General features: G+C 70.5%; 16 protein-coding genes. 13 read left to right on the plus strand and 3 right to left on the minus strand.

The genetic code is table 11. The annotated features are described in order from the left end of the window. Positions 1-61 precede the first annotated feature (61 nt). Together ABD093_RS17315 and glgX are read right to left on the minus strand one after the other, a co-directional pair. Positions 62-2,194, minus strand: a complete 2,133-nt coding sequence (locus ABD093_RS17315; protein ID WP_343926073.1) for an alpha-1,4-glucan--maltose-1-phosphate maltosyltransferase — start codon at positions 2,192-2,194, stop codon at positions 62-64. Between the two features lie 51 nt (positions 2,195-2,245). Further along, the gene (gene glgX / locus ABD093_RS17320) at positions 2,246-4,483 is read right to left on the minus strand and encodes a glycogen debranching protein GlgX (RefSeq protein WP_343926075.1); all 2,238 of its coding nucleotides are present in this window, start codon (positions 4,481-4,483) and stop codon (positions 2,246-2,248) included. Between the two features lie 250 nt (positions 4,484-4,733). Here glgX and ABD093_RS17325 point away from each other — a divergent pair, with 250 nt between their 5' ends. From ABD093_RS17325 to ABD093_RS17375, 11 genes are all read left to right on the plus strand, one after another. Further along, positions 4,734-6,008 (plus strand): AAA family ATPase, encoded by a 1,275-nt coding sequence (locus tag ABD093_RS17325; protein WP_343926077.1) that lies wholly within the window; start codon positions 4,734-4,736, stop codon positions 6,006-6,008. A 77-nt stretch (positions 6,009-6,085) separates the two neighbouring features. Continuing rightward, a complete protein-coding gene (locus tag ABD093_RS17330; RefSeq protein ID WP_343926079.1) occupies positions 6,086-6,982 on the plus strand; it encodes a DUF58 domain-containing protein in 897 nt (298 codons plus the stop codon). Continuing rightward, positions 6,969-7,499, plus strand: a complete 531-nt coding sequence (locus ABD093_RS17335) for a hypothetical protein (protein ID WP_343926081.1) — start codon at positions 6,969-6,971, stop codon at positions 7,497-7,499. Before ABD093_RS17330 ends, ABD093_RS17335 begins: the two co-directional genes overlap by 14 nt. After that, positions 7,490-8,512: a vWA domain-containing protein gene (locus ABD093_RS17340; protein ID WP_193116057.1), complete on the plus strand. Its 1,023-nt coding sequence runs from the start codon at positions 7,490-7,492 to the stop codon at positions 8,510-8,512. The genes ABD093_RS17335 and ABD093_RS17340 overlap by 10 nt, the downstream gene beginning before the upstream one ends. Next, a complete protein-coding gene (locus ABD093_RS17345) occupies positions 8,509-9,507 on the plus strand; it encodes a vWA domain-containing protein (RefSeq protein WP_193116056.1) in 999 nt (332 codons plus the stop codon). Before ABD093_RS17340 ends, ABD093_RS17345 begins: the two co-directional genes overlap by 4 nt. Then, positions 9,504-10,436 carry an ICP22 family protein gene (locus ABD093_RS17350; protein ID WP_226849614.1) on the plus strand — a complete coding sequence of 311 codons (933 nt, stop codon included), beginning with the start codon at positions 9,504-9,506 and terminating at the stop codon, positions 10,434-10,436. The genes ABD093_RS17345 and ABD093_RS17350 overlap by 4 nt, the downstream gene beginning before the upstream one ends. A gap of 68 nt (positions 10,437-10,504) precedes the next feature. Beyond that, positions 10,505-11,692, plus strand: a complete 1,188-nt coding sequence (locus tag ABD093_RS17355; RefSeq protein WP_193116055.1) for a cysteine desulfurase family protein — start codon at positions 10,505-10,507, stop codon at positions 11,690-11,692. 217 nt (positions 11,693-11,909) lie between these two features. Continuing rightward, on the plus strand, positions 11,910-13,064 hold the full coding sequence (gene mnmA, locus ABD093_RS17360; RefSeq protein WP_343926252.1) for a tRNA 2-thiouridine(34) synthase MnmA: 1,155 nt from the start codon (positions 11,910-11,912) through the stop codon (positions 13,062-13,064). Further along, positions 13,061-14,185, plus strand: a complete 1,125-nt coding sequence (locus tag ABD093_RS17365) for a hypothetical protein (protein ID WP_343926086.1) — start codon at positions 13,061-13,063, stop codon at positions 14,183-14,185. Before mnmA ends, ABD093_RS17365 begins: the two co-directional genes overlap by 4 nt. 123 nt (positions 14,186-14,308) lie before the next feature. After that, positions 14,309-16,906: an NAD-dependent DNA ligase LigA gene (gene ligA, locus ABD093_RS17370; RefSeq protein WP_377802497.1), complete on the plus strand. Its 2,598-nt coding sequence runs from the start codon at positions 14,309-14,311 to the stop codon at positions 16,904-16,906. Between the two features lie 91 nt (positions 16,907-16,997). Beyond that, the gene (locus tag ABD093_RS17375) at positions 16,998-18,242 is read left to right on the plus strand and encodes a hypothetical protein (protein ID WP_343926087.1); all 1,245 of its coding nucleotides are present in this window, start codon (positions 16,998-17,000) and stop codon (positions 18,240-18,242) included. A gap of 49 nt (positions 18,243-18,291) precedes the next feature. Here ABD093_RS17375 and ABD093_RS17380 read toward each other — a convergent pair whose 3' ends face one another. Continuing rightward, positions 18,292-20,598, minus strand: coding sequence for a RecQ family ATP-dependent DNA helicase (locus tag ABD093_RS17380; protein ID WP_343926089.1), 2,307 nt, complete (start codon positions 20,596-20,598; stop codon positions 18,292-18,294). A 207-nt stretch (positions 20,599-20,805) separates the two neighbouring features. On the opposite strand from ABD093_RS17380, the gene ABD093_RS17385 reads away from it, so the two are divergent. Together ABD093_RS17385 and ABD093_RS17390 are read left to right on the plus strand one after the other, a co-directional pair. After that, on the plus strand, positions 20,806-21,342 hold the full coding sequence (locus ABD093_RS17385; protein ID WP_343926091.1) for a hypothetical protein: 537 nt from the start codon (positions 20,806-20,808) through the stop codon (positions 21,340-21,342). After that, positions 21,339-22,292, plus strand: coding sequence for a hypothetical protein (locus ABD093_RS17390; protein WP_343926093.1), 954 nt, complete (start codon positions 21,339-21,341; stop codon positions 22,290-22,292). The genes ABD093_RS17385 and ABD093_RS17390 overlap by 4 nt, the downstream gene beginning before the upstream one ends. Positions 22,293-22,296: the final 4 nt, after the last annotated feature.

A 22,296-nucleotide genomic window follows, 5' to 3' on the forward strand; every position in this document is an offset into this window, starting at 1 on the left:
TGCGGAGGACGGACTCGCCGCGCCTGAGGTCGAGGGGGTGGGGTCGGTCTGGTCAGCCATGTCAGCTCTCCTCGGGGTGGATGATCCGCAGGACGTGCGCGGGCCGGTCGGTGGCGCTGAGGACGACGTAGGGGTCGCTGCCCCACGTGAACCTCTCGCCGGTCAGCAGGTCCTCGACCTCGAAGCGCTCGGGGACGTCGAGCGCGTCGAGATCCAGGTGGAGCGTGGTCCACGCGTCCTTGTCATGGGCGGTCAGCGAGACCACGAGGATCGTGTCCGGCGAGCCGGTGCCACTGGCGACTGCTCCGAGATGCTTGGAGAAGACCAGCACCTGCTCGTCCTCGGCCTCATGGAACCGGATCGAGGTGAGCGACTGCAGGGCGGGATGCTCGCGGCGGATCCGGTTGAGGTCCGTCAGCAGCGGTTCGAGGCTCCGGCCGGCGGCGAGGGCGCCGGCGAAGTCGCGCGGCGTGAACTCGTACTTCTCGTTGTCGATCTGCTCCTGCGCCCCGGGCCGCGGGACGTCCTCGACCAGCTCGTACCCGGTGTAGATGCCCCAGGTGGGGACGAGGGTGGCGGCGAGGATCGCGCGCAGGGCGAAGGCCCGTCGGCCCCCCGAGCTCATGAACGGGGTGAGGATGTCGTGGGTCGTGGGCCAGAAGCTCGGCCGCATGTACGGCGCGGACTCGACGAGCTCCTCGAGGTACTCCTGCAGCTCCGCGGCGCTCTCGCGCCAGGTGAAGTAGGTGTAGCTCTGGTGATAGCCGACCTTGCCGAGCGTGTGCATCATCGTGGGCCGGGTGAACGCCTCGGCCAGGAAGATCACCTCGGGATGCTTCTCGTCGAACTCCGCCAGCAGCTCCTCCCAGAAGCGCACCGGCTTGGTGTGGGGGTTGTCGACCCGGAACAGCGTCACCCCGTGGTCGACCCAGTGCTCGAGCATGTCCCGCACGGCGGCGTAGAGCCCGTCGTAGTCGGTGTCGAAGCTGAGCGGATAGATGTCCTGGTACTTCTTGGGCGGGTTCTCGGCGTAGGCGATCGTGCCGTCCGCCCGCACCGTGAACCATTCGGGGTGCTCGGTGACCCAGGGATGGTCGGGGGAGCATTGCAGGGCGATGTCGAGGGCGACCTCGAGATCGAGCTCCTTGGCGCGGGCCACGAAGGCGTCGAAGTCCTCGAGGGTGCCGAGGTCGGGATGGATCGCGTCGTGGCCGCCGTCGGCCGACCCGATCGCATAGGGCGACCCGGGGTCCCCGGGGCGCGGGTCCAGGGTGTTGTTGCGTCCCTTGCGGAAGGTCGAGCCGATCGGGTGGATCGGGGTCAGATAGGCGACGTCGAAGCCCATCGCCGCGATCCGGTCCAGGGACGTCGCCGCGGTGCGCAGGGTGCCCGAGCGCCATCCCGTCTCCGGGTCGAAGCTGGCCCCCTCGGAACGGGGGAAGAACTCGTACCAGGAGCCGAACAGGGCCCGACGGCGGTGCACCACGAGCCGGTAGGTCGCCGAGACCGTGACGCCCTCGCGCAGAGGTCTCAGGGCGAGCATGCCGCGCAGATCGGCGGCCAGCGCCGGGGCCACGCGCGAGGAGGCCGGCAGGCCGGGGGAGCGCAGGCTCTCCAGAGCCGCGCGGACGACGGGGCCGTCGGACGCGGGCCGCAGGCCGCTGTCGACCTCGGCCAGCACGCGCCGCAGCACCAGGACCCCCTCGGCGCAGACGAGGTCGAGGTCGATGCCGGCCGGGATCTTCACCTCGGCGCTGTGGACCCAGCTCTCGTAGGGCGCGGAGTACGCCTCGACGCGGAAGGACCAGTGCCCCGTCCGATCCGGCCGCACGGGCACCTGCCAGAGATCCAGGCCCGGGTTCGTGGACTCCATCCGCAGGCGCTGCTCGCCGCCGTCGGGATCCACGAGGACGGCCTGCACGCCCATCTCGTCGTGTCCCTCGCGGAAGGCGTTCGCGGTGAGGGTGATCGTCTCGCCCTCGACGCAGGAGGCCGGGAAGCGGCCGCCGTCGACGACGGGCTGCACGTCCATGATCGGGATCCGGCCCACGCCGCGCTCCAGCGAGCTGGTCGTGCTGCTCGTGTTCGTCGTGCCGGTCGATCCGGTCGATCCGGTCGAGCCGGTTGCGGATGCAGCGGTCCGGTGCGCGGTGGTCCGGGGCGCGGCGCCCTCGGACCCGGTGGCCTGGGACATGGTCTCTCCTGCCTGACACCTCGGTGTCTGCGACGGTCGTGGTGACGGTCCTCACGATAGCCGTTCGGAGGGCTCCTCAGCACCGTCGGCCGCGATCCCGAGGACCACCACGCTCCCGCTGCGCACGATGACCGTCCGCTCGAGGACGGGACTCGCGGGAAGGTCATCCTGGCGCTCGAGGGCGGTGTCCAGGAGAACCCGCGTCGTGCCCTGGGGCCAGGGCGCCCGCGGCATCTGCACGGGCACGTCACGGGAGTCGGTCGAGAAGATCACGAGCAGATGCTCCGCTCCGCCGCGTCCCCGGATCGCCGGCCGCAGCATGGCCAGCAGATGCCGGGACGGATCCATCCATGACTCATGGTCCAGGGGGTCGCCCTCGGCGCCGAACCAGGCGACCTGTCCGGCGTCGAGGTGCTCGGGATCCGCAGGGCGCAGGAAGTGCGGCGCACGCAGCTGCGGATGCTCGCCTCGCAGGTGCAGGATGCGGGACACGGACTCCCGCAGCTCCAGGGCCTGGTCGTCGAGCGACCAGTCCACCCACGAGATCTCGTTGTCCTGGCAGTACGCGTTGTTGTTGCCCTGCTGGGTGCGCCCGATCTCGTCCCCGGCGGTCAGCATCGGCGTCCCGGAGGCGAGCAGCAAGGTGGCGAGCATGCTGCGCCCGGTGCGGCGGCGCAGCTCCTCGGTCCTGGTCGGGTCGGGGCCGGGGACCTCGCCCTCGTGGCCGTGGTTCCAGGAGCGGTTGTCCGAGGTGCCGTCGCGGTTGTCCTCGCCGTTGGCCTCGTTGCGCTTGTGTTCGTAGACGGTCAGGTCCCGCAGGGTGAAGCCATCGTGCGCGGTGACGTAGTTGATCGAGGCCCAGGGAGAGCGCAGGCTGCGCCCCTCGGGCAGCGCGGGCGGATCGTTCCTGGTCAGCAGGTCGCTGGATCCGCTCAGGCGGGTCGCGAGATCCCGGATCCCGCCGACGGCGTCGTCCCCGGTCCTCTCCCGATGCGCACGATCGGAGAGCCAGAAGGCCCGGACATCGTTGCGGAAGGCGTCGTTCCACTCGGCGAAGGGGGCCGGGAAACCGCCGGTCTGCCAGCCATCGGTCCCGACGTCCCAGGGCTCCGCGATGAGCTTGACCTCGCGCAGCACCGGGTCGGTGGCGATCGCCCGCAGCAGCGGGTGGTCGGCGCGGAAGCCCCGATCGTCCCGTCCCAGCGTCGCCGCCAGATCGAAGCGGAAGCCGTCGACATGGACCTCCTGCACCCAATGACGAAGCGAGGCGAGCACCAGATCCATGACGTGCACCGACCGCGGATCCAGGGTCCCGCCGGTCCCGGTGACGTCCTGGAACGTGCCGTGGTCCATCCAGTAGTACTCGAGGTTGTCCAGCCCCCGCAGGGACAGCGAGGGGCCGCCCGCCCCGCCCTCGGCCGTGTGGTTGTAGACCACGTCGAGGATGACCTCGAGGCCCGCGGCGTGCAGCGCCCGGACCATCGTCCTGACCTCGTCGAGCACGGCCTGGGCTCCGGCCCGCTGGGCGGCCGCCGTGGCCAGCGACGGCTCCGGGGCGAAGAACGACATGGTCGAGTAGCCCCAGTAGTTCGTGAGCCCCAACCGGGTCAGGTGGGCCTCGTCCATCGCGGCATGGATCGGCAGCAGCTCCACGCTCGTCACGCCGAGCTCCTGCAGGTATGTCGTGACAGCAGGATGCGCGAGACCCGCGTACGTGCCCCGCTGCTCGGTCGGCACGTCGGGGTGGCGCCGGGTGAACCCCTTGACATGCGCCTCGTAGAGCACCGTCGCGTCCCAGTCCACGATCGGCCGCAGGTCGTCCTGCCAGTCGAAGGCGTCGCCGACGACGACCGACCACACGGCCTCCTGGCTGTTATCGGTCGAGCTGGGCAGGGGATCCTCGTCGAGGCGATCGAGCATCGCGTCGACCTCGACCGGGAAGAACGAGCTCAGCAGGGACGAGGAGTGCGACACGCCCCGTGCCCACGGATCCTGGAGCAGCCGCGTCGAGGTGAAGAACTGCCCACCGGCGGGGTCCCACGGGCCATGGGCCCGCAGCCCGTACTGCGTGCCCGGAATCATCCCGGTCACATGGTCCCAGTGGAGCCCGCCCTCGATGTGCCGCAGCCGCTGCCGCCGCTCCGTGCCGCCATGGCGCACGCACAGGTCGATGGCCTCGGCGCGCGGGGCGGCCACGGCGAAGGTGCCTCGTCCCGCGGCGTCGACCGAGAGGCCGGGGGAGGAGGGAGCGGCCGGGGTCGCGGCACGGTCGGGATGATCTGCTGGCACCGGCGCATTCTCCCACCGTCGGCGGTCACGATCGCACTCAGGGGGCCCGGTGACGTTAGGATCGTCGGGATGTCACCGCGCTCCTCGTCCGGGGAACAGCCCGGACGCCGGGAGCGCAGCGGGGGCTGGACCCTCACGGTCACGTGGCCGTGCGCGGTCCCCGGTCCCTGCGGGGGCAGGGCCGGAGCAGGACGACGGTCCAGCTCGCACGAGCAGATCGAATCGACGCACGACGGGGGAGCCCCAGCGCATGAGCATTCCACCCAGCCAGCAGAGCGCGGTGCCGGCAGGTCCCGGCGGGTCCGCGCCCCAGGCGCACCCCGGCAGGCCCGCCGGACCGCCGCAGCCCCAGGGGCAGCTCCAGCCCCAGGGCCGGCCGCAGGCCCCGGGCCAGGATCAGGGTCAGGGGCAGCCCCAAGGCCAGCCGTCGGCACCTCAGCAGGGACAGGCACCGCAGCAGGGGCAGGCCCCACAGCCGGAGCAGGGACGAGGACAGGGCGGCCAGCAGCGTCGGCCCGGAGACTTCGCGCCCTCGTCCGCGGCGATCTCGCCGGCGGATCTCGAGCGCACCGGCTCGATCATCCGCACGATCTCCTCCGTGTTCCAGTCCCGCGTGGTCGGGCAGGAGAACCTCCGGATGACTCTGGTCGCCGCGCTCGCCGCCGGCGGGCACGTGCTGCTGGAATCCGTGCCCGGTCTGGCCAAGACGACGGCCGCGAGCGCCCTGGCCTCGTCGATCACCGGATCCTTCGCCCGCATCCAGTGCACGCCCGACCTGATGCCGAACGACATCATCGGCACCCAGATCTTCAACTACGGCTCGGGCACCTTCACCACCCAGCTGGGCCCGGTGCACGCCAACGTCGTGCTGCTGGACGAGATCAACCGTTCCAGCGCGAAGACCCAGTCCGCGATGCTCGAGGCGATGCAGGAGCGGCAGACCTCGATCGGCGGTGAGGTGTACAGCCTCCCCGAGCCGTTCATGGTGCTCGCGACCCAGAACCCCATCGAGGAGGAGGGCACCTACGTCCTCCCCGAGGCGCAGATGGACCGCTTCCTCATGAAGGAGATCCTCACCTACCCGCGGCCCGGCGAGGAGCACGAGATCCTCGACCGCTCCACGGCGGGAAGCCTCACCGGTCCCCGCGAGGCCGTCGCCAACGTGTCCCTCGAGGACGTCCGCTTCCTCCAGCAGACGGTCGACTCGGTCTACGTCGATCCGGCGGTGAAGCGGTACATCATCGATCTGGTGTTCACCACGCGCGGCTCCGGCCCGCGGCCGGTGCCGAACCTGACCCAGTCGGTGCGCGTCGGCGCGAGCCCTCGCGGCTCACTGGCCCTGATGCGCGTGGGCCAGGCCCACGCGCTGCTCAACGGACGCGACTACGTGACGCCCGACGACGTGAGGGCCATGCGCTACGGCGTGCTGCGCCACCGTCTCGTGCTCACCTTCGACGCCCTGGCCAGCGGCATCAAGCCGGAGCAGATCATCGACGCGGTGTTCCACGCCGTGCCGATGCCCTGACCCCACCCCACCCCACCCCTCACGGCCACGGCCCACGGATCACGGACATCCCGATCACGGAGTACGGAGCGCACTGAATGGCCACCTCGCTGCTGACCCGCGTCAAGGCTCGGGTCGACCTGCACACCTCGAACCGGGCGCGGGGACTCATCCAGGGTCGCGGCCGCTCGATGTTCAAGGGCAGCGGCGAGGACTTCGACGATCTGAAGTATTACCAGCCCGGGGACAAGATCTCCGAGATCGACTGGAAGGCGACGGCGCGCTCCGGGGAACCGCTGATCCGACAGTTCAACGAGGAGCGGGTGCGGCACCTGTCGATCGTCGCCGACACCTCCTCGGCGATGGCGGCGACCGCGGCCGATGGCAGCTCCAAGCGCGACGCGATGATCCTGGCGGCGGGGATGGTCTGCTTCCTCGCCCAGAAGAGCGGTGACATGGTGGGCCTGGTGGCGGGCGGCGAGGGCCGTCCGATCCAGCTGCCCTCGCGGTCCAGCGACGGCCACCTCGAGCTGCTCCTGCGCAGCGTGCAGCAGTCCACCACCACCGCGGCCCCGGTGACCGACACCTCCTGGCTGCTCGAACGGGCCTTCCGGGTCACCTCCCGATCCACGCTGATGACGATCATCACCGACGAGGCGCATCCCAGCGTCGAGGACTTCACGCTGCTGCGCCGACTGACCACCCGGCACGACGTCATGGTGATCCGCATCGCCGATGCGGATCCTCTGCAGCGCACCGACCTGGAGCACGACGTCGTCGATGTGGACCGCCCGCGGGAGATCGCCTCGCTGGCCCGGTCCTCCAAGCGGGTCGCGCAGGACGTCGAGGCCTACCGTCGGGCGAGGCGCGACGGCATCACCGAGATGCTCGACCGCCTGCACGTCACCCATATGGTCACCGAGGGAGAGACCACCGTGGTCGACGACATGATCGCGATGCTGCGCTCGAGGGAGTACCGCCATGCCCGTTCCTGAGCTGAGCGGTCCGGCGCTGAGGCTGCTGGGCGGCGCCCCGCTCCTCGCGGAGCCCGCGCCGCCGGAGATCATCGCCCCGCCCCAGTACTCCGTCGCCTGGGTGATCCTCGCCGTGCTGTGCCTGCTGATCATCACCGCGCTCATCGTGGGCACCCTGAAGATCACCCGGGCGATCGAGAAGCGCATCGCCTATCGCGATCGCCCCTCCGACGTGGACACCGTCAAGGCGGAGTTCCTGCGCGCGGTGAACGACATCGCCGATCGTCACGAGTCCGGTGCTCTCGGAGCCCGCGAGGGCCACCACGAGCTCACCGGCGTGATGCGCCGTTTCGTGCGCCGGACCACGGGACAGGATGTGACCAGCCAGGACACGTCGACGTTGCGGGCGGATCCGCGCACCCGAGATGTCGGAGAGCTGATCGCCGCGCTCTACGAGCCGGACTTCGCGCAGAGCACCGATGCCGAGCTGCAGGACTCCGTGCGCCGCTCGAGGGAGGTGATCCGGCGATGGTCATGACCTTCTGGTGGGTCACCGCCCTGCTGCTGCTCGCCGCGCTCGCCGTCTGGGGCATCACGTTCTGGAACCGTCGGGCGATGCGGAAGTCGCCGGTGCTGGTCGCGAACTCGGAGTACCTCGATCGCCTTCCGAGCTTCGCGCGCGCCCAACGGACCGCGAAGGTGCTGCGGGTGCTGCAGGTCGGCATCGCCGTCGTCGGCGTCGTCGCCGCCTCCGTCCTCTCCGGGCGGATCGCGACCGAACGCATCGAGACCCCCGACTTCGCCTCGCGCGACATCGTGCTGTGCCTGGACGTCTCGGGGTCGATGTACGAGTACGACACCGAGATCCTGGCGACCTTCGCCGAGATGGTCGACACCTTCGAGGGCGAGCGGGTCGCGCTGACGATCTTCAACTCGACCAGCCGGACGGTGTTCCCGCTGACCAACGACTACGACCTCATCAAGCGCGAGCTCGAGGAGGGTGCCGAGGCGATCGACTTCGACGAGTTCGGGTATCGACTGGGCAACCGCGACTACTCCGACGACAAGGTCCGTCAGTACGTCGATTTCGTCGAGGGCACCAAGGGGATCCCGGATCAGGCCTCCGTCGTCCCCGACGGCCTCGCCTCGTGCGGCCAGGTCTTCGACCAGGCCGAGGAGGACCGCTCCCGCTCGATCATCTTCGCGACCGACAACGAGGTCAACGGCGAACCGATCTTCACCCTGCAGGAGGCCACCGAGTCGGTCGCCGCACGGGAGATCGACCTCTACACGTTCTACCCCGGAGCGTATGACTGCGGCCCGGAGTGCTTCGAGGAGCTGAAGACGGCCACCGAGGACCAGGACGGCGATCTGTACGAGTCCTCGGATCCCGAGGCGATCCCCTCGATCATCCAGGAGATCCAGAAGTCACAGGCGCAGGCGATGGGTGCCGAGCCGACGGTGGTGCGCACTGACCATCCGACCTTCGGGTTCGTCCTGACGTTCCTCTCGCTGATCGGCATCCTCGTGCTGGGATGGAGAACACGATGATCCGTCTCGAGCCCCTCATGCCCCTGTGGGCGAGCATCCCGCTGTTCGCGGCGATGCTGATCGTCGCCGTGGTGCTGCTGATCCGCAGGCCGCGCCAGCGCGTGGCGTGGCTGCGCCGGGTGCTGATGATCGTGCTCCTGCTGGTGGTCGCGCTGCGGCCGGTCACTCCGCTGGACACCCAGCAGACAGAGCGGATGAACGCGAACGTGTTCTTCGTGGTGGACCGCACGGGATCCATGAACGCCGAGGACTACGCCGGCGACCAGCCACGGCTGGACGGCGTCAAGGCCGACATGGCCCGGGTGATGGGGATGACCGAGGGCTCCCGCTACTCGATCATCGCCTTCGACTCGACGGCGACCCAGCAGCTGCCGCTGACCACCGATGCTGGTGCCGCGACGTCCTGGATCGACACCGTGACCACGGAGCCCACCGCGTACTCGAAGGGCTCGAACGTGGACCGTCCTCTGCAGTCGCTGATGAGCGCGCTCTCCGATGCGCAGCGGGACGACCCGGACTCCCAGATCCTCGTCTACTTCCTCTCCGACGGGGAGAACACCGACGGGGAGGACGCCGAATCCTTCAGCTCGGCAGCGGGATTCATCGACGGCGGCGCCGTGCTCGGGTACGGCACCGCCGAGGGCGGCCCCATGAAGGCGGAGGGCGGTGCCACCGACGGCGAGTACATCACCGGGCCCGACGGGGAGCAGGGGATCTCGACGATCGACGAGGAGCAGCTGCAGACCATCGCGGGGCAGATGGGCGTGCCCTACCTGCATCGGGAGGACCCCGAGGCGCCGATCGAGGGGACCATGGATGACGTGACCCTGAAGCCGATCCCGATCGAGTCCGGTCGCGACGTGGCATCCTTCGAGGACTGGTACTGGATCGCCTCGATCCCGCTCGCGCTGCTCCTGATCTGGGAGCTGGGCGAGATGACCTATCGGCTCCCGCGCAAGCTCGATCGCTACGACATCTCAGGAGCGCAGAGATGAGTGCACCCTCGTCAGAGAAGACCACGGAAGAGAAGCCCACGGCAGAGAAGGCCTCGACGCGGGCCCCATCGCCCGCTCTCACGCAGGACACCACCGGGAGCCCGAAGAACTTCGGGCTGAACGTGCGCCGGCTGCGCCGAGCCCGGATCATCGTCTTCGCGGTCCTCGCCCTGCCCATCCTGGCACTCGCCCTGCTGGCGGTGAAGTTCCTGTCGATGCCGATCACCCAGGCGACGCACCAGTCCGCCTATGAGGCACAGGACTATCCGACCGCGATCGAGCGGCTGGCCCCCGTCGAGTTCACGAACTGGTTCGAGCCGTACCTGCCGCATCTGTCCAAAGGCACCGATCTCCTGCAGCAGGACAAGGACGCGGAGGCCGAGAAGGAGCTGCGGACCGCCATGACGGAGTGGACCGATCACAGCGACCTCAACTCCCCGGCCCATGCCCAGTGCAAGATCGCGAACAACCTCGCCCTCTCCATCGAGCGCCAGGCGGATCAGATCGAGGATCCCCAGGAGCGCGCCGACAGGCTGTTCGAGGCCGAGGAGATCCTCGCCCCCTGCGCCTCCGGCGGCGGTGGAGGCGAGGGCGAGGGCGGCCAGGGCGGGGGCACCGGCAACGAGGACTCCGGCACCACCGAGGACAACGGCGACCGGGTGAAGGAGAAGCGTCGCGAGGCCGATGAGGAAGCCGGCAACGACCCGGACGACCGGGGCGAGCCGGGCTCCGGCTCGCCGCAGGATCCGGGCGAGCCGACGAAGGAGGACCCCGAGGGTGATGGACCCGACGAGGAGGCTCCCACCGAGGGCGACAGCGAGCAGAAGAGCAAGGAGGACAAGCTGAAGGAGCGCAACAAGGAATCCCAGGGGGGCGAGGGGGAGACCGATCCCGGCGGGTCCGAGCAGGATCCGAACAAGCCATGGTGAGCAGCGCCAGCGCCAGCGCCAGTGCCAGCGATAGCGACAGCAGTCGCGCCGCCGCGCCGGACGGGGCGATGAGCGCAGATGGTGAGCGGCGCGCCTATCTCGATCACGCGGCGACCTCGGTGCTGCGACCGGCAGCTCGCGAGGCCTTCGTCGAGGCATCGCTCGTGCAGGGCAATCCGTCGTCCGTGCACGCCACAGGGCGCCGGGCGAGAGCGGTCCTGGACGACGCCCTGGAGCTCATCGCCGAGCTCCTCGAGGTGCCGCGCAGCTGGCTGATCATGACCTCCGGGGGGACCGAGGCGGACAACCTCGCGATCCGGGCGGTGGCGACCGGGGCGGTCGCCGCGGACAGCTCCCGCACCGCCGTGGCGGTCGCGGCGACCGATCATCCGGCGGTGGTCGCGACGGCGCGCTCGCTCCAGGCGCTGACCCCTTCGATCGAGGCGCGTCTGCTGCCGGTGGACGACCAGGGCATCCTGCAGGCGGACCGCGCGGCCGACGCCCTCGCCGATGGCGCGGTGAGCGTGATGAGCACGGCGCTGGTGAACAACGAGACCGGTGCCCTCCAGGACCTGGCGGCTCTCGCCGCGATCGCCCGGGCCCACGGCACGCTCGTCCACACCGATGCGGTGCAGGGCGTGGGGCATGTGCGGCGTCCATCCTGGGACGACATCGACCTGATGTCGTTGTCCGGGCACAAGATCGGCGCCCCGGTGGGGGTGGGAGTGCTGGTGGCGAAGCCCGACGTTCCCTTCGGCACGACCAGCACCGGCGGAGGCCAGCAGCGGGGCGTGCGCTCCGGGACGCTGGATCTGGCGCTGGCCGCCGCCTTCGCGGCGGCGCTCCAGGAGACGGTGCGTGACCGGGAGCAGGAGAGCCGGCGGATCCGCGCGCTCGCCCGGAGGCTGCGCGACGGGATCCGGCAGATCGACTCGAGCGCACGGCTGACCCTCTCCGAGGAGTCGCCGCAGTCCGGGCACATCGTGCACGTGGTGTTCCCGGGCGCGCATTCGGACTCGCTGCTGTTCCTGCTGGACGAACGGGGAGTGGACTCCTCGGCAGGGTCGGCCTGCTCGGCGGGCGTCACCCAGGCCAGCCCCGTGCTGGCGGCGATGGGACTCTCGGAGGAGGACGCCCGGGGCGCGCTGCGCCTGTCGCTGGGCTGGACCAGCACCGACCAGGACGTCGACGTGCTCCTGCAGGCGCTTCCGGAGTCGCTGCGCCGAGCCCGGGCGGTCGGTGCGCTGTTCGGCTGATCGCCCGGGATCACCCGGGATCACCCGGGGGACGGTCACGGGACCACCAGAGAGCTCCCGCCGCAGCGGGGCACATCTCACGTTCCCGTCACGTGTCGCGAACCTGTGCCATCCGTAGACTCGACGGGTCGGATCCAGGGCCCTCTGGTGCTCACCAGCTGCCGGGATCACGACGATCCAGCAGATGGCGTATGACGGTGAGGAAGGGGGCGCGGCGATGAAGGTGCTGGCGGCGATGAGCGGCGGAGTCGATTCGGCGGTGGCTGCAGCCCGGGCGGCGGAGGCGGGCCATGAGGTCGTCGGCGTCCATATGGCCCTGTCCAAGAACCGCGATCAGCGGCGCACCGGCTCGCGGGGCTGCTGCACCGTCGAGGATGCCTCGGATGCTCGCCGGGCGGCAGATCGCATCGGGATCCCGTACTACGTCTGGGACCTCTCGGACGACTTCCACGACCTGGTCGTCGAGGACTTCCTGAGCGAATACGCCGCCGGGCGCACGCCCAACCCCTGCGTGCGCTGCAACGAGCGCATCAAGTTCGCCTCGCTCATGGAACGCGCCACGCTGCTCGGCTTCGACGCCGTCTGCACCGGGCACTACGCCTCGATCCGCACCGATGGACCCTCGGGCACGCCCTCCCTGCACCGTTCCCGGAACATGGCCAAGGACCAGTCCTATGTCCTGGCCGTGATGGGCCCGGAGGCCGTGGGCCGTTCCCTCTTCCCGCTCGGAGAGTACGAGACCAAGGACGAGGTGCGCGAGGAGGCCCGCAAGCGCGGCCTCGGCGTCTCGACCAAGCCCGACAGCTACGACATCTGCTTCGTCGCCGATGGCGACACCCGGGGCTTCCTCGAGCGCAACCTCGGGGCGGACCCCGGGGAGATCCTCGACGACAGCGGCGCCGTGATCGGTACGCACCGCGGCACCCACGGCTTCACGATCGGCCAGCGCAAGGGGCTGGGCATCCAGCAGCCGGCGGCCGACGGGGCCCCGCGCTACGTCGTCGACATCGATCCGTCCTCCCGGCAGGTCGTCGTCGGCGCCGCGGAGCTGCTCTCCACCCGTGAGCTGATCGCCACCGACGTGGTCTCCTTCGAACCGTTGAGCGCGGGCCGCGAGGTGCACGCCCAGATCCGTGCGCACGGCGAGGCCACCCCGGCCCGGATCCTCGAGGTCCCGGCGGCGTCTGCCGAGGCCTCGGAGCCCTCAGCGGATGCCTCGGAGTCCTCGGCCGCCACCGCGGACCCGGCCCCCAGCCCGAGCCTGCGAGTAGGCCTCGACACCCCGATCCGCGGCGTCGCGCCCGGTCAGACCCTCGTCCTGTACGACGGTGACCGCGTGATCGCCGCTGCGACCCTGGAGCGACGCGCATGACACCCCTGGTGACCCTGACGGGGGACGGCACCTTCCGTGCCCCCACACCCCTGGAGGCTGCCCGCCTGGGGCTGCCCGACGACCCGCACCTGGCTGCGCTGATGCGGCTGCGGTCGCTGCTCGGGGACGACGTCGAGGAGCAGATCGCCACCAGGCTCTACCTGCCCGCGGCGCTCGGCACCGATGAGACGGACCATCTGCTGCCGGCCACCCTCGCCCTGCTCGCCGAGACCACCGGCGATCTCGTCAGCTACGGATGGCGACTGGGCCCGGGCATGGGTCGGGCCTGGCAGCACGCCCGTGAGCTGCGCGCCCGTCTGCTGGACGCGGCACGCATCGCCCTGCTCGGCTACGAGGGCCCGTTGATGACGACCGCGCTGGGGCCCATATCCCTGGCCGGTGCCACCTTCCTCAACTCGGGGGAGCGGACCCTCGCCGACCGTGGCGCGGTGCGCGACCTCCCGCTGCTGCTGGCCGAGGGGCTCCTCGACCATCTTGCGGAGCTGCGCGAGCGCGTCCCCGGGGCCCGTCCCCATCTGCTGCTGCGCGAGGACGCCGTCGCCGGCGTGCACGCCGGGCGCATCTCCACGCCGTCGGGCAGACGCAATTATCCGGCGGTTCCGGCTCCCGAGATCGGGATGCTCTGGCGCAGTCTGGTCGTCGCCCTGGAGGACGGCGGACTCGAGCCGGGGATGATCACCCTCGGCGCCGGGGCGAACCTCGAGCTGCTGCGCGCAGCCCAGGATGCCGGGGTGCGTCGGATGACTCTCGGCCCGCGCCGCATGCCGACCCTGGAGACCCCGGACGGCCGCGCGCTGTGGGAGGGTGTCGCCGAGGCGCGCGACGCCGGCTGCAGCTTCGAGATCGTCGTGGATCCGCGGCCGGGCGGGAAGCTGGACCCGGAGCTCGAGAGGCTCCTGGGGATCTGGAACCGTCTGGGCTACAGCGACGCCGAAGCCGCTGGCTGCACCCTGCTCGCGAACACCGGCGTCTCCCACGAGGTCCACACCGGTCGCATCGACCCCTCGACCCAGCCCGAGCTCTCCACGCTGCTGGACGAGGGCGCGATCGAGGGGCTCCTGCGCGTGGCGCCGAGCTGGGCCGAGCGGGTCTCGAGCTGACCCTGGTCTTGACCTCGCCACGGACCCTGGAGCTGTTCGACCCACCGAGCCCGTCGGACGGCGGCCGGTGAGGCGCGGGGCTCCCTGCTGGGCGATGTCCGGCCGGTGCGTCACAATGTCCTGGTGAGTCAGGACGAGCAGGACACCCAGAACCCGCAGCACACCCCGAGCACGGCAGCCGCTGAGCAGCCCGCGAGCGATGCCGTCGAGCCGCAGCAGCGCATCGCGGAGCTGACGGCGCAGATCGAGAAGGCGATCGAGGACTACTACCTCCACGACGCCCCGACCCTCGCGGACGCCGAGTACGACGCGCTCGAGCGGGAGCTGAGGGAGCTCGAGGAGCAGAACCCTCAGCTGGCCAGACCGGACTCTCCGACGCAGACCGTCCATGGCGTGGTCGCCAGCGGCTTGGAGGAGATCGTCCATGCGGAACGGATGCTCAGTCTCGACAACGTCTTCTCCCTCCAGGAGCTGCGTGACTGGTGCGCGCACGCTGCGGCAGAGCTCGGCCAGGAGGTCCACTGGCTCACCGAGCTGAAGATCGACGGCCTGGCGATCAACCTCCGCTACGAGAACGGCGAGCTGGTGACCGCCGCGACGCGCGGTGATGGCCGTACCGGCGAGGACGTCACCGTCAACGCCCTGCAGATCGACGGCATCCCGCAGACCCTGTCCGGGAGCGGCCACCCCGCGCTGGTCGAGGTGCGCGGCGAGGTGTTCATGCCGACCCAGGACTTCACGCGCCTCAACGAGCTCCAGGTCGAGCTGCGCGAGCGCGCGGTCGCCGAGAACCTCTCCCGCTGGGAGTCCCGGCAGGCCTCGGGCCGACGAGCCTTCGACGAGGAGAAGGAGCGGCTCGCCGCGACTCGCCGCTTCCCGACCTTCGCCAATCCTCGCAACTCCGCGGCGGGCGGTCTGCGCCAGCAGCTCGAGAAGAAGACGGGACTCGAGCGCGAGGCCGGCGACGCCCGGCTGACGTCGCTGCGCCTGACCGTGCACGGCCTCGGAGCGTGGCCGGACCCGCCCGTCGGCTCCCAGAGCGAGGTGTACGAGCTGCTGGCGTCGTGGGGTCTGCCCACGAGCCGCTACATGGAGGTGGTCGGAACGACGGACGACGTCGTGGCCTATGTCGAGCGCTATGGGGAGCGCCGCCACGATCTCGAGCACGAGATCGACGGCATCGTCATCAAGGTGGACTCCTTCGCACAGCAGCGGGCGCTGGGCGCCACCTCGCGCGCCCCGCGCTGGGCGACGGCGTTCAAGTTCCCGCCCGAGGAGGTCACCACGAAGCTCGTGGACATCCAGGTGCAGGTGGGACGCACCGGGCGAGTGACCCCCTTCGGCGTGATGGAACCGGTGAAGGTCGCCGGCTCCACCGTCGAGAAGGCCACGCTCCACAACCAGTTCGACGTGGAGCGCAAGGGCGTGCTGATCGGCGACACCATCGTGCTGCGCAAGGCCGGCGACGTGATCCCGGAGATCCTCGGCCCGGTGGAATCGCTGCGCGATGGCAGCGAGCGCCCCTTCGTGATGCCCACGCAGTGCCCGGCGTGCGGCACCACCATCCGCCCTGAGAAGGAGGGGGACAAGGACTGGCGCTGCCCGAACCAGAAGGACTGCCCCGCCCAGGTCACGGGCCGCGTCGAGCATGCCGCCTCCCGCGGCGGCTTCGACATCGAAGCGCTCGGCGAGGAATCCGCGATCGCTCTCACCGATCCGGACAAGCGACGCAGCGAGGCGCTCGCCGCGCTGAGCTCCGGGCACAGCATCCACCTGCCGATCCGCGAGGCCTCGGAGGCGGAGCTCGAGAACTTCGTGGTGCTCAAGAACGGTGAGATCACCCAGGGCACCGACGGGGTGCCGCTGCTGCGCATCACCACCGCGGAGGATCCGCTGCTGCCCGACCTGCAGGAACCCGTGGTCACCACGGGGGACGGCCTGTTCGACCTCACCGCCGAGGCGCTGCGGGACGTGGTCGTCTGGCAGCCCGAGCGCCGTGACGGCGAGCCGACGGGGGACTGGCGGATCCAGCCCGCGTTCTGGTCGCGCCCGCAGTTCAAGCACTACAAGCGCGAGGGAGCCTGGAAGCAGCAGAAGACCCCCTCGGTGCTGAAGACCACCGAGACGCTCATCTCGGAGCTGGAGAAGGCGAAGGGCCGCCCGCTGTGGCGGGTGCTCGTGGCGCTGTCGATCCGGCATGTGGGGCCGACCGCCGCGCGGTCTCTCGCCACCGCCTACGGCTCCATGGACGCGATCCGGGAGGCCAGCATCGAGCAGCTCGCCGACACCGACGGGCTGGGGCCGATCATCGCCGAGGCCGTGATCGAGTGGTTCGAGGTGGACTGGCACCGAGCGCTCGTCGACGGGTGGGCGGCCTCCGGGGTCCGGATGGTCGATGACGTCGAGGACGGTTTCGTGAGGACCCTCGAGGGTCTGACCATCGTGGTCACGGGCGGGCTGGAGGGCTTCAGCCGGGACGGCGCGAAGGAGGCCATCATCTCCCGCGGCGGCAAGGCCTCGGGATCGGTCTCGAAGAAGACGGATTTCGTGGTGGTGGGGGAGAACGCCGGCACCAAGGAGACCAAGGCCCGTGACCTCGGGCTGCGGATCCTCGACGAGGCCGGGTTCGTCGCGCTGCTCGAGGGCGGGGCCGACGCGGTCCCCGATGCTGAAGCCGAGGCCGGGGAAGCGGGCGAAGCGGGCGAGGTTGGCGACGCCTGACGGCAGAGCTCGTCGGGTCCCTCGACATCCCTCAGCAGCCGTGGGAGCGTGGTGCGCGCCACAACGCACCCGACAGGAAGGCTGCTCGACCATGAGCATCCGGAATCCCGAATCGTCCATGACCCCCGACGAGTCCGGCCAGGGGACACACGGCATCGACCGACGTGCCGTGCTGCGTGGGGCCGGCCTCCTCGGAGCTCTCACCGCGTCCGGCGGAGCACTGGCCGCTCCCGCCCAGGCCGAATCCGCTCAGGCCGCAGCCCCGAGCGCGCTCGATCCGACGGTCTTCACCCTCACGGCCGACTACAGCGAGTACACGACGCGGGTCGAGGCGCTGCTGGAGCAGGCCGGGTCGGCGAGTGTCAGCGAGGTCATGGACAACGCCAACCACGACCGCACCGAGGCGCGGGTCCTGGACAACCAGGTGCACGGCTTCCGCTTCGCCTCGAGCGACGAGAACGATCCCGATGTCGCCCCGCAGGGGATCACCACCAGTCGCGACTCCGTCGGCACAGCGGGCAACGGCCGGTACGACGGGCGACAGGTGATCGCCGTCAGCTTCTACAACACGTCGCCCACGGGCAGCCACATCAACCTCATCGACTGGGATGCGAATCATCCGAACTCCTATCGGCGGATCCTGCTGGTCGAGCCCAACGGCACCGCGGCCGAGCCGAGCTTCGAGGACGTGAAGATCCACGTCGGCGGGATCGCCTGGTACGGGGATCTGCTCTACGTCGCGGACACCGGCTCGGGCATGAGGGTGTTCGACATGAGCAGGATCGTCACCACCGACACCGGCGGGACCAAGGACCAGATCGGCAGGGAGGGGGACACCTTCTACGCGCACAACTACGCCTACGTGCTGCCGCAGGTCGGGACGATCAGCTCGGAGGTCGCGGGCGACACGGAGAAGCTGGTGTGGTCCACGCTCTCCCTGGATCGCGTGAGCCGATCGATCGTCATGACCGAGTACCGCTGTGTGGACTGCGACGGGGACTACCCCGAAGGGCCCACGCGCGCCGTGCGCTTCCCCTTCGCGGAGGGGAAGCACACGTTCGCCGGGACGACCACGGCGACCGAGGCGCTCGATGTCCCGGTGCACTACCTCAACGGCGTGGCCTCACATAACGGCCGCTGGTGGTTCAACGACTCCCACAACAAGACGCTGCACCACTGGTCCGGCTCGGGGGCGATGATCTCGAACCCGTGGGTCTCCTGGGGGGAGTCCCTGAGCTACTGGGAGGACGACGACGGGCCGGACCTGCTGTGGTGCCTCAAGGAGAAGGAGGGTGACCGCCCGGTGTTCGCGGTCAAGCAGGGCGACTACAGCTGACGGCTGTCGCGCCCTGCTAGGCCTCTCAGCCTCTCAGGCTCTCAGCCCCTCAGCTGACCAGGGCGAGGGCCAGCGGCAGCACGGGCCCGGACCCTGACCGGCGCAGCAGGCGCCCCGCGATGGTCATCGTCCAGCGGGTGTCGATCTCGTCGTCGACCAGCAGGATCGGGGCGCCGTCGAGCGCGGCGATCTGCTCGGCGAGCTCCGGAGGGATGGTGAAGCGGTCCCAGAGAGCGGCGACCCGGAACGCGCTGTTGCGGGCTCCTCGCTGCGGGGTCGCGCCGGGGGAGAGCCCGAGCTGACCGAGGTCCTGCATCTTCCCGATCCGAGCGATGCCGGCGCCCAGGTCGCGCACCAGACCGGGCCGGGTCATGGAGGGCACGGCGAGCACCGCGGCGGGACGCCGCTGCCAGTCCCAGTCGGTGAGGACCTCGACGACCCGGTTCGCGATCGCCGGGGTGAGGGCCGCATCCACGCGCCGACCCTGCTCATCGACCGTGAGCAGGTTCCGCAGCGGCACCGCCCAGCCCAGGTCCGACATGCGGGCGAGGGCCCGGCCTTCCTCCAGCCGCTCCCCGGGCGGAATGTTGCCGCGCACCGGGCCCCCGGACTCCGAGGTAACGCCCACGCGGTCCAGTCCCTGCGGCCACTGCTTGCGCGGATCGACCGGGACCCCGACCCGATCCAGCAGGCGGGAGACGGCCTCCCGGGAGGCGTTGTCGTCACCGTGGTCCGCGGGGACTGTGCCGGGGGCGTCGGAGCCGTCGCCCGCAGCCGGTGCTCCCTCGTGCGACCTGGTGCGAGGTGCCGGGGCCGATCCCGGCACCGGGTACCAGGGGTCGGTGCAGACGTCGCAGCGACCGCAGGGGGTCGCCGTCCCGTCGTCGAGCTGGCGGGCGAGGAACATCATCCGGCACTGCTGCGGATCGCCGGGCTGCAGGCTCTCGTAGTCGAGCATGGCCTGCTGCTCCTCGCGGCGCGCACGGGCGACGTTCTCGTAGCGAGGGGCGTCATAGGCCCACGCCGCCCCGGTGGAGACCCAGCCGCCGCGCACCGAGTCGACCGCGCCCTCGACGGCGAGCACCTTGAGCAGCAGCTCGAGGGCGCTGCGCTTGACGTCCACGCGCGCCTCGAGGGCGGGCGTGGACAGCGGTGACCCGGACGCGCCGAGCTCGGCGAGCACGGCGTCCGCATCGGCCTGGGCGGGCATGGAGGCGGTGGCGAAGTACTCCCAGATCGCTCGGTCCTCGCGGCCGGGCAGGAGCAGGACGTCCGCAGTATCGGTGGCACGACCCGCACGGCCCACCTGCTGGTAATAGGCCACCGGGGAGCTGGGAGCTCCCAGATGCACGACGAATCCCAGGTCCGGCTTGTCGAAGCCCATCCCGAGCGCGCTGGTCGCGGCGAGGGCCTTGACCTCGTTGTCCTTGAGGGCCTGTTCGAGCTCTGCGCGCTCCTCGGAGTCGGTGCGGCCGGTATAGGCGACCACGCGGCGGCCCGGCCGGTTCAGGAGATCGGCGAGGTCCTCCGCCGCCGAGACCGTGAGGGTGTAGATGATCCCCGAGCCCGGCAGATCGTCGAGATACCGGGCGAGGTACTCCAGGCGGGCTCGGTCATCGGGCAGGGTCAGGCAGCCCAGACGCAGCGAGTCACGGGTCAGGGTGCCGCGCAGGGTCAGCACCGGGGCGGCGCCATCGGTCTGCACCCCCAGCTGCTCGGCGACATCGGCCACCACGCGGGAGTTGGCCGTCGCGGTCGTGGCCAGCACCGGGACCTGGTCCCCGAGCTCGGCGACCAGGTCGCGCAGTCGGCGATAGTCGGGGCGGAAGTCGTGCCCCCAGTCGGAGATGCAGTGCGCCTCGTCGATGACCAGGAGCCCGCAGCGCTCGATCAGCCGTGGCATCTGCTCGGCCCGGAAGCGTGGGTTGACCAGCCGTTCGGGGGAGACGAGGAGCACGTCGAGCTCGTCGGTGTCCAGGGCGCTCTCGATATCGGACCACTGCGTGGGATTGGCCGAGCTGATGGCCTCGGCCCGCACCCCGGCGCGACGGGCGGCCGCCACCTGGTCACGCATCAGGGCGATGAGCGGGGAGATGATCAGCGCGGGACCGGAGCCCCGTCGCCGCTGGAGCAGGGCCGCGAGGAAGTACACCGCGGACTTCCCCCAGCCGGTGCGCTGGACCACCAGGACCCGTCGGCGCTCCTCGACGAGTGCCGCGATCGCCTCGAACTGACCGTCGTGGAAATCAGCGTCGGCCCGGCCGGTCAGGGCCTGCAGCGCCTCCTGGGCCTCGGCCCGCAGAGCGGAACGGTCGGTGGCGAGGGCGGGAGAGGTCGTCGGAGAGGAGGAGTCCATGCCCCCAGTGTGGCAACTGGTGCCGACCTTCGTGGACCCCTCCCCGGGGTGTGGACGGACAACGGGTGGGGAGGACCGGTCGATCTCCGCCGGAGTCGCGGGCCGCAGGGACCGGAGTGGAGACGTCCAGGGCAGTCTGAGAGGACTCTCATGGACCTCTCATCCTCGCTCGCTCGGGTCTCATCACGGCGCTCTACCGTGCGGGTCATGAGCACAGAAGCCGCTATCCGGAACCACTGGGGGGCGTCGTCGCCGGGCGCGTCGATCGCCGACACGGCGGCGACCCGCGTGATCGCCGGGGTGATGACGGGGCTGCTGCTGACCGCGGTGGCCCTCCCCGCGCGCCGCCTCGGCCGGACGGAGGAGGTGCGCGACTCGTTCCCCTTCAGCCACTACCCGATGTTCTCCGCGAAGCGGGCATCGTTCTACTGGGTGACCCATCTGCTCGGCGAGCGGGCGGACGGCTCCATGGGGCCGCTGCACTACTCCTACCTGGGGACAGGGGGCCTCAATGCCGTGCGCCGGCAGGTGCGTCGCCGTGTGCGCGCCGGTGACGGCCAGCTGCTGGCCGAGCGCGCCGCCGCTCTCGTCGGCTCCCGGGATCGGGTCGCGGATCGGACAGTGGTGCGGGTGCACATCGTGCGCGGCCGCTATCTCGTCGATCCGTTCATGACCAGCAGGAACCGTGATGAGTACACCTCCAGACTCGACGTGCGCGGATCCGCGGAGGTGTCGGGACGATGATCGGCAGCACTGTCATCGGCAGCACCCTCACCGGCGCGCTGCGCACGATCGCCACCACCGCGGTCACCGCGGCCACCACGGCCCGCCGGCACCTGGCCCCGACCGCTGCAGCCTCGACCCCGGCGGTGCTGCGGATCGCCGTCGGCGGCTATCACCTCTGGCATGTCGGCCGCCGCAGGAAGCTCTACTTCGGGGTGCACCGCACCGATGCGGCGAGCTTCGATCCCGTCGGTCCGGCGCGGATCCTGCGCACGCCCCTGCCGCCGGTCATCGCCGACCGGCTCGTCGACGCGTCCCTGGTCACCGGCGCGCTGTTCACCGCGGGGGTCGCCCACCCGGTGGTGGGTCCTGTGCATGCGGCCCTGCAGACCTGGAACTTCGCGTATCGCAACTCCTGGTCGATGGTCTTCCATCACGAGAACACGATGGTGCTGCACACGATGGTGCTCGGGGTGGCGCCGGCCGCCGATGCGCTCAGCGTCGACGCGCTGGTGCGGGACCGCGCCCTGCTGCCTCCGCGGCGCTCCTGGATGTACGGGGTGACGCCGACGGTGATGAACTCCGCGGTCGCGGTGACCTATCTGCTGGCAGGCATCGCCAAGTTCACCGGCGGTGCCGGGGCGTCATGGGTCGACGGCGGCACGATGCGGGGTCAGGTCGCCTTCGATGCCCTGCGCAAGGAGATGCTGGGAGAGCAGGGGTCACCGCTCGCCCGGCGTCTCTACCCGTACCGGCAGCTGTTCACGGCGATGGCCGTGGTCTCCCTGATCGTCGAGGTCGGGGCGCCGCTGGCGGTGCTGGACCGTCGACTGGGGTGGCTGTTCTCCGCGGGCGCCTTCTCGATGCACTGGGGGATCAAGGCGATCATGCGGATCACCTTCCCCTACAACCTCGGGGGCGTGCTGTACCTGCCTTTCCTGCTGATGCCGCCACCGGATCCGCGGCGATGAGCAC

The organism is Brachybacterium tyrofermentans (genome assembly GCF_039526165.1).
Lineage (GTDB): Bacteria > Actinomycetota > Actinomycetes > Actinomycetales > Dermabacteraceae > Brachybacterium > Brachybacterium tyrofermentans.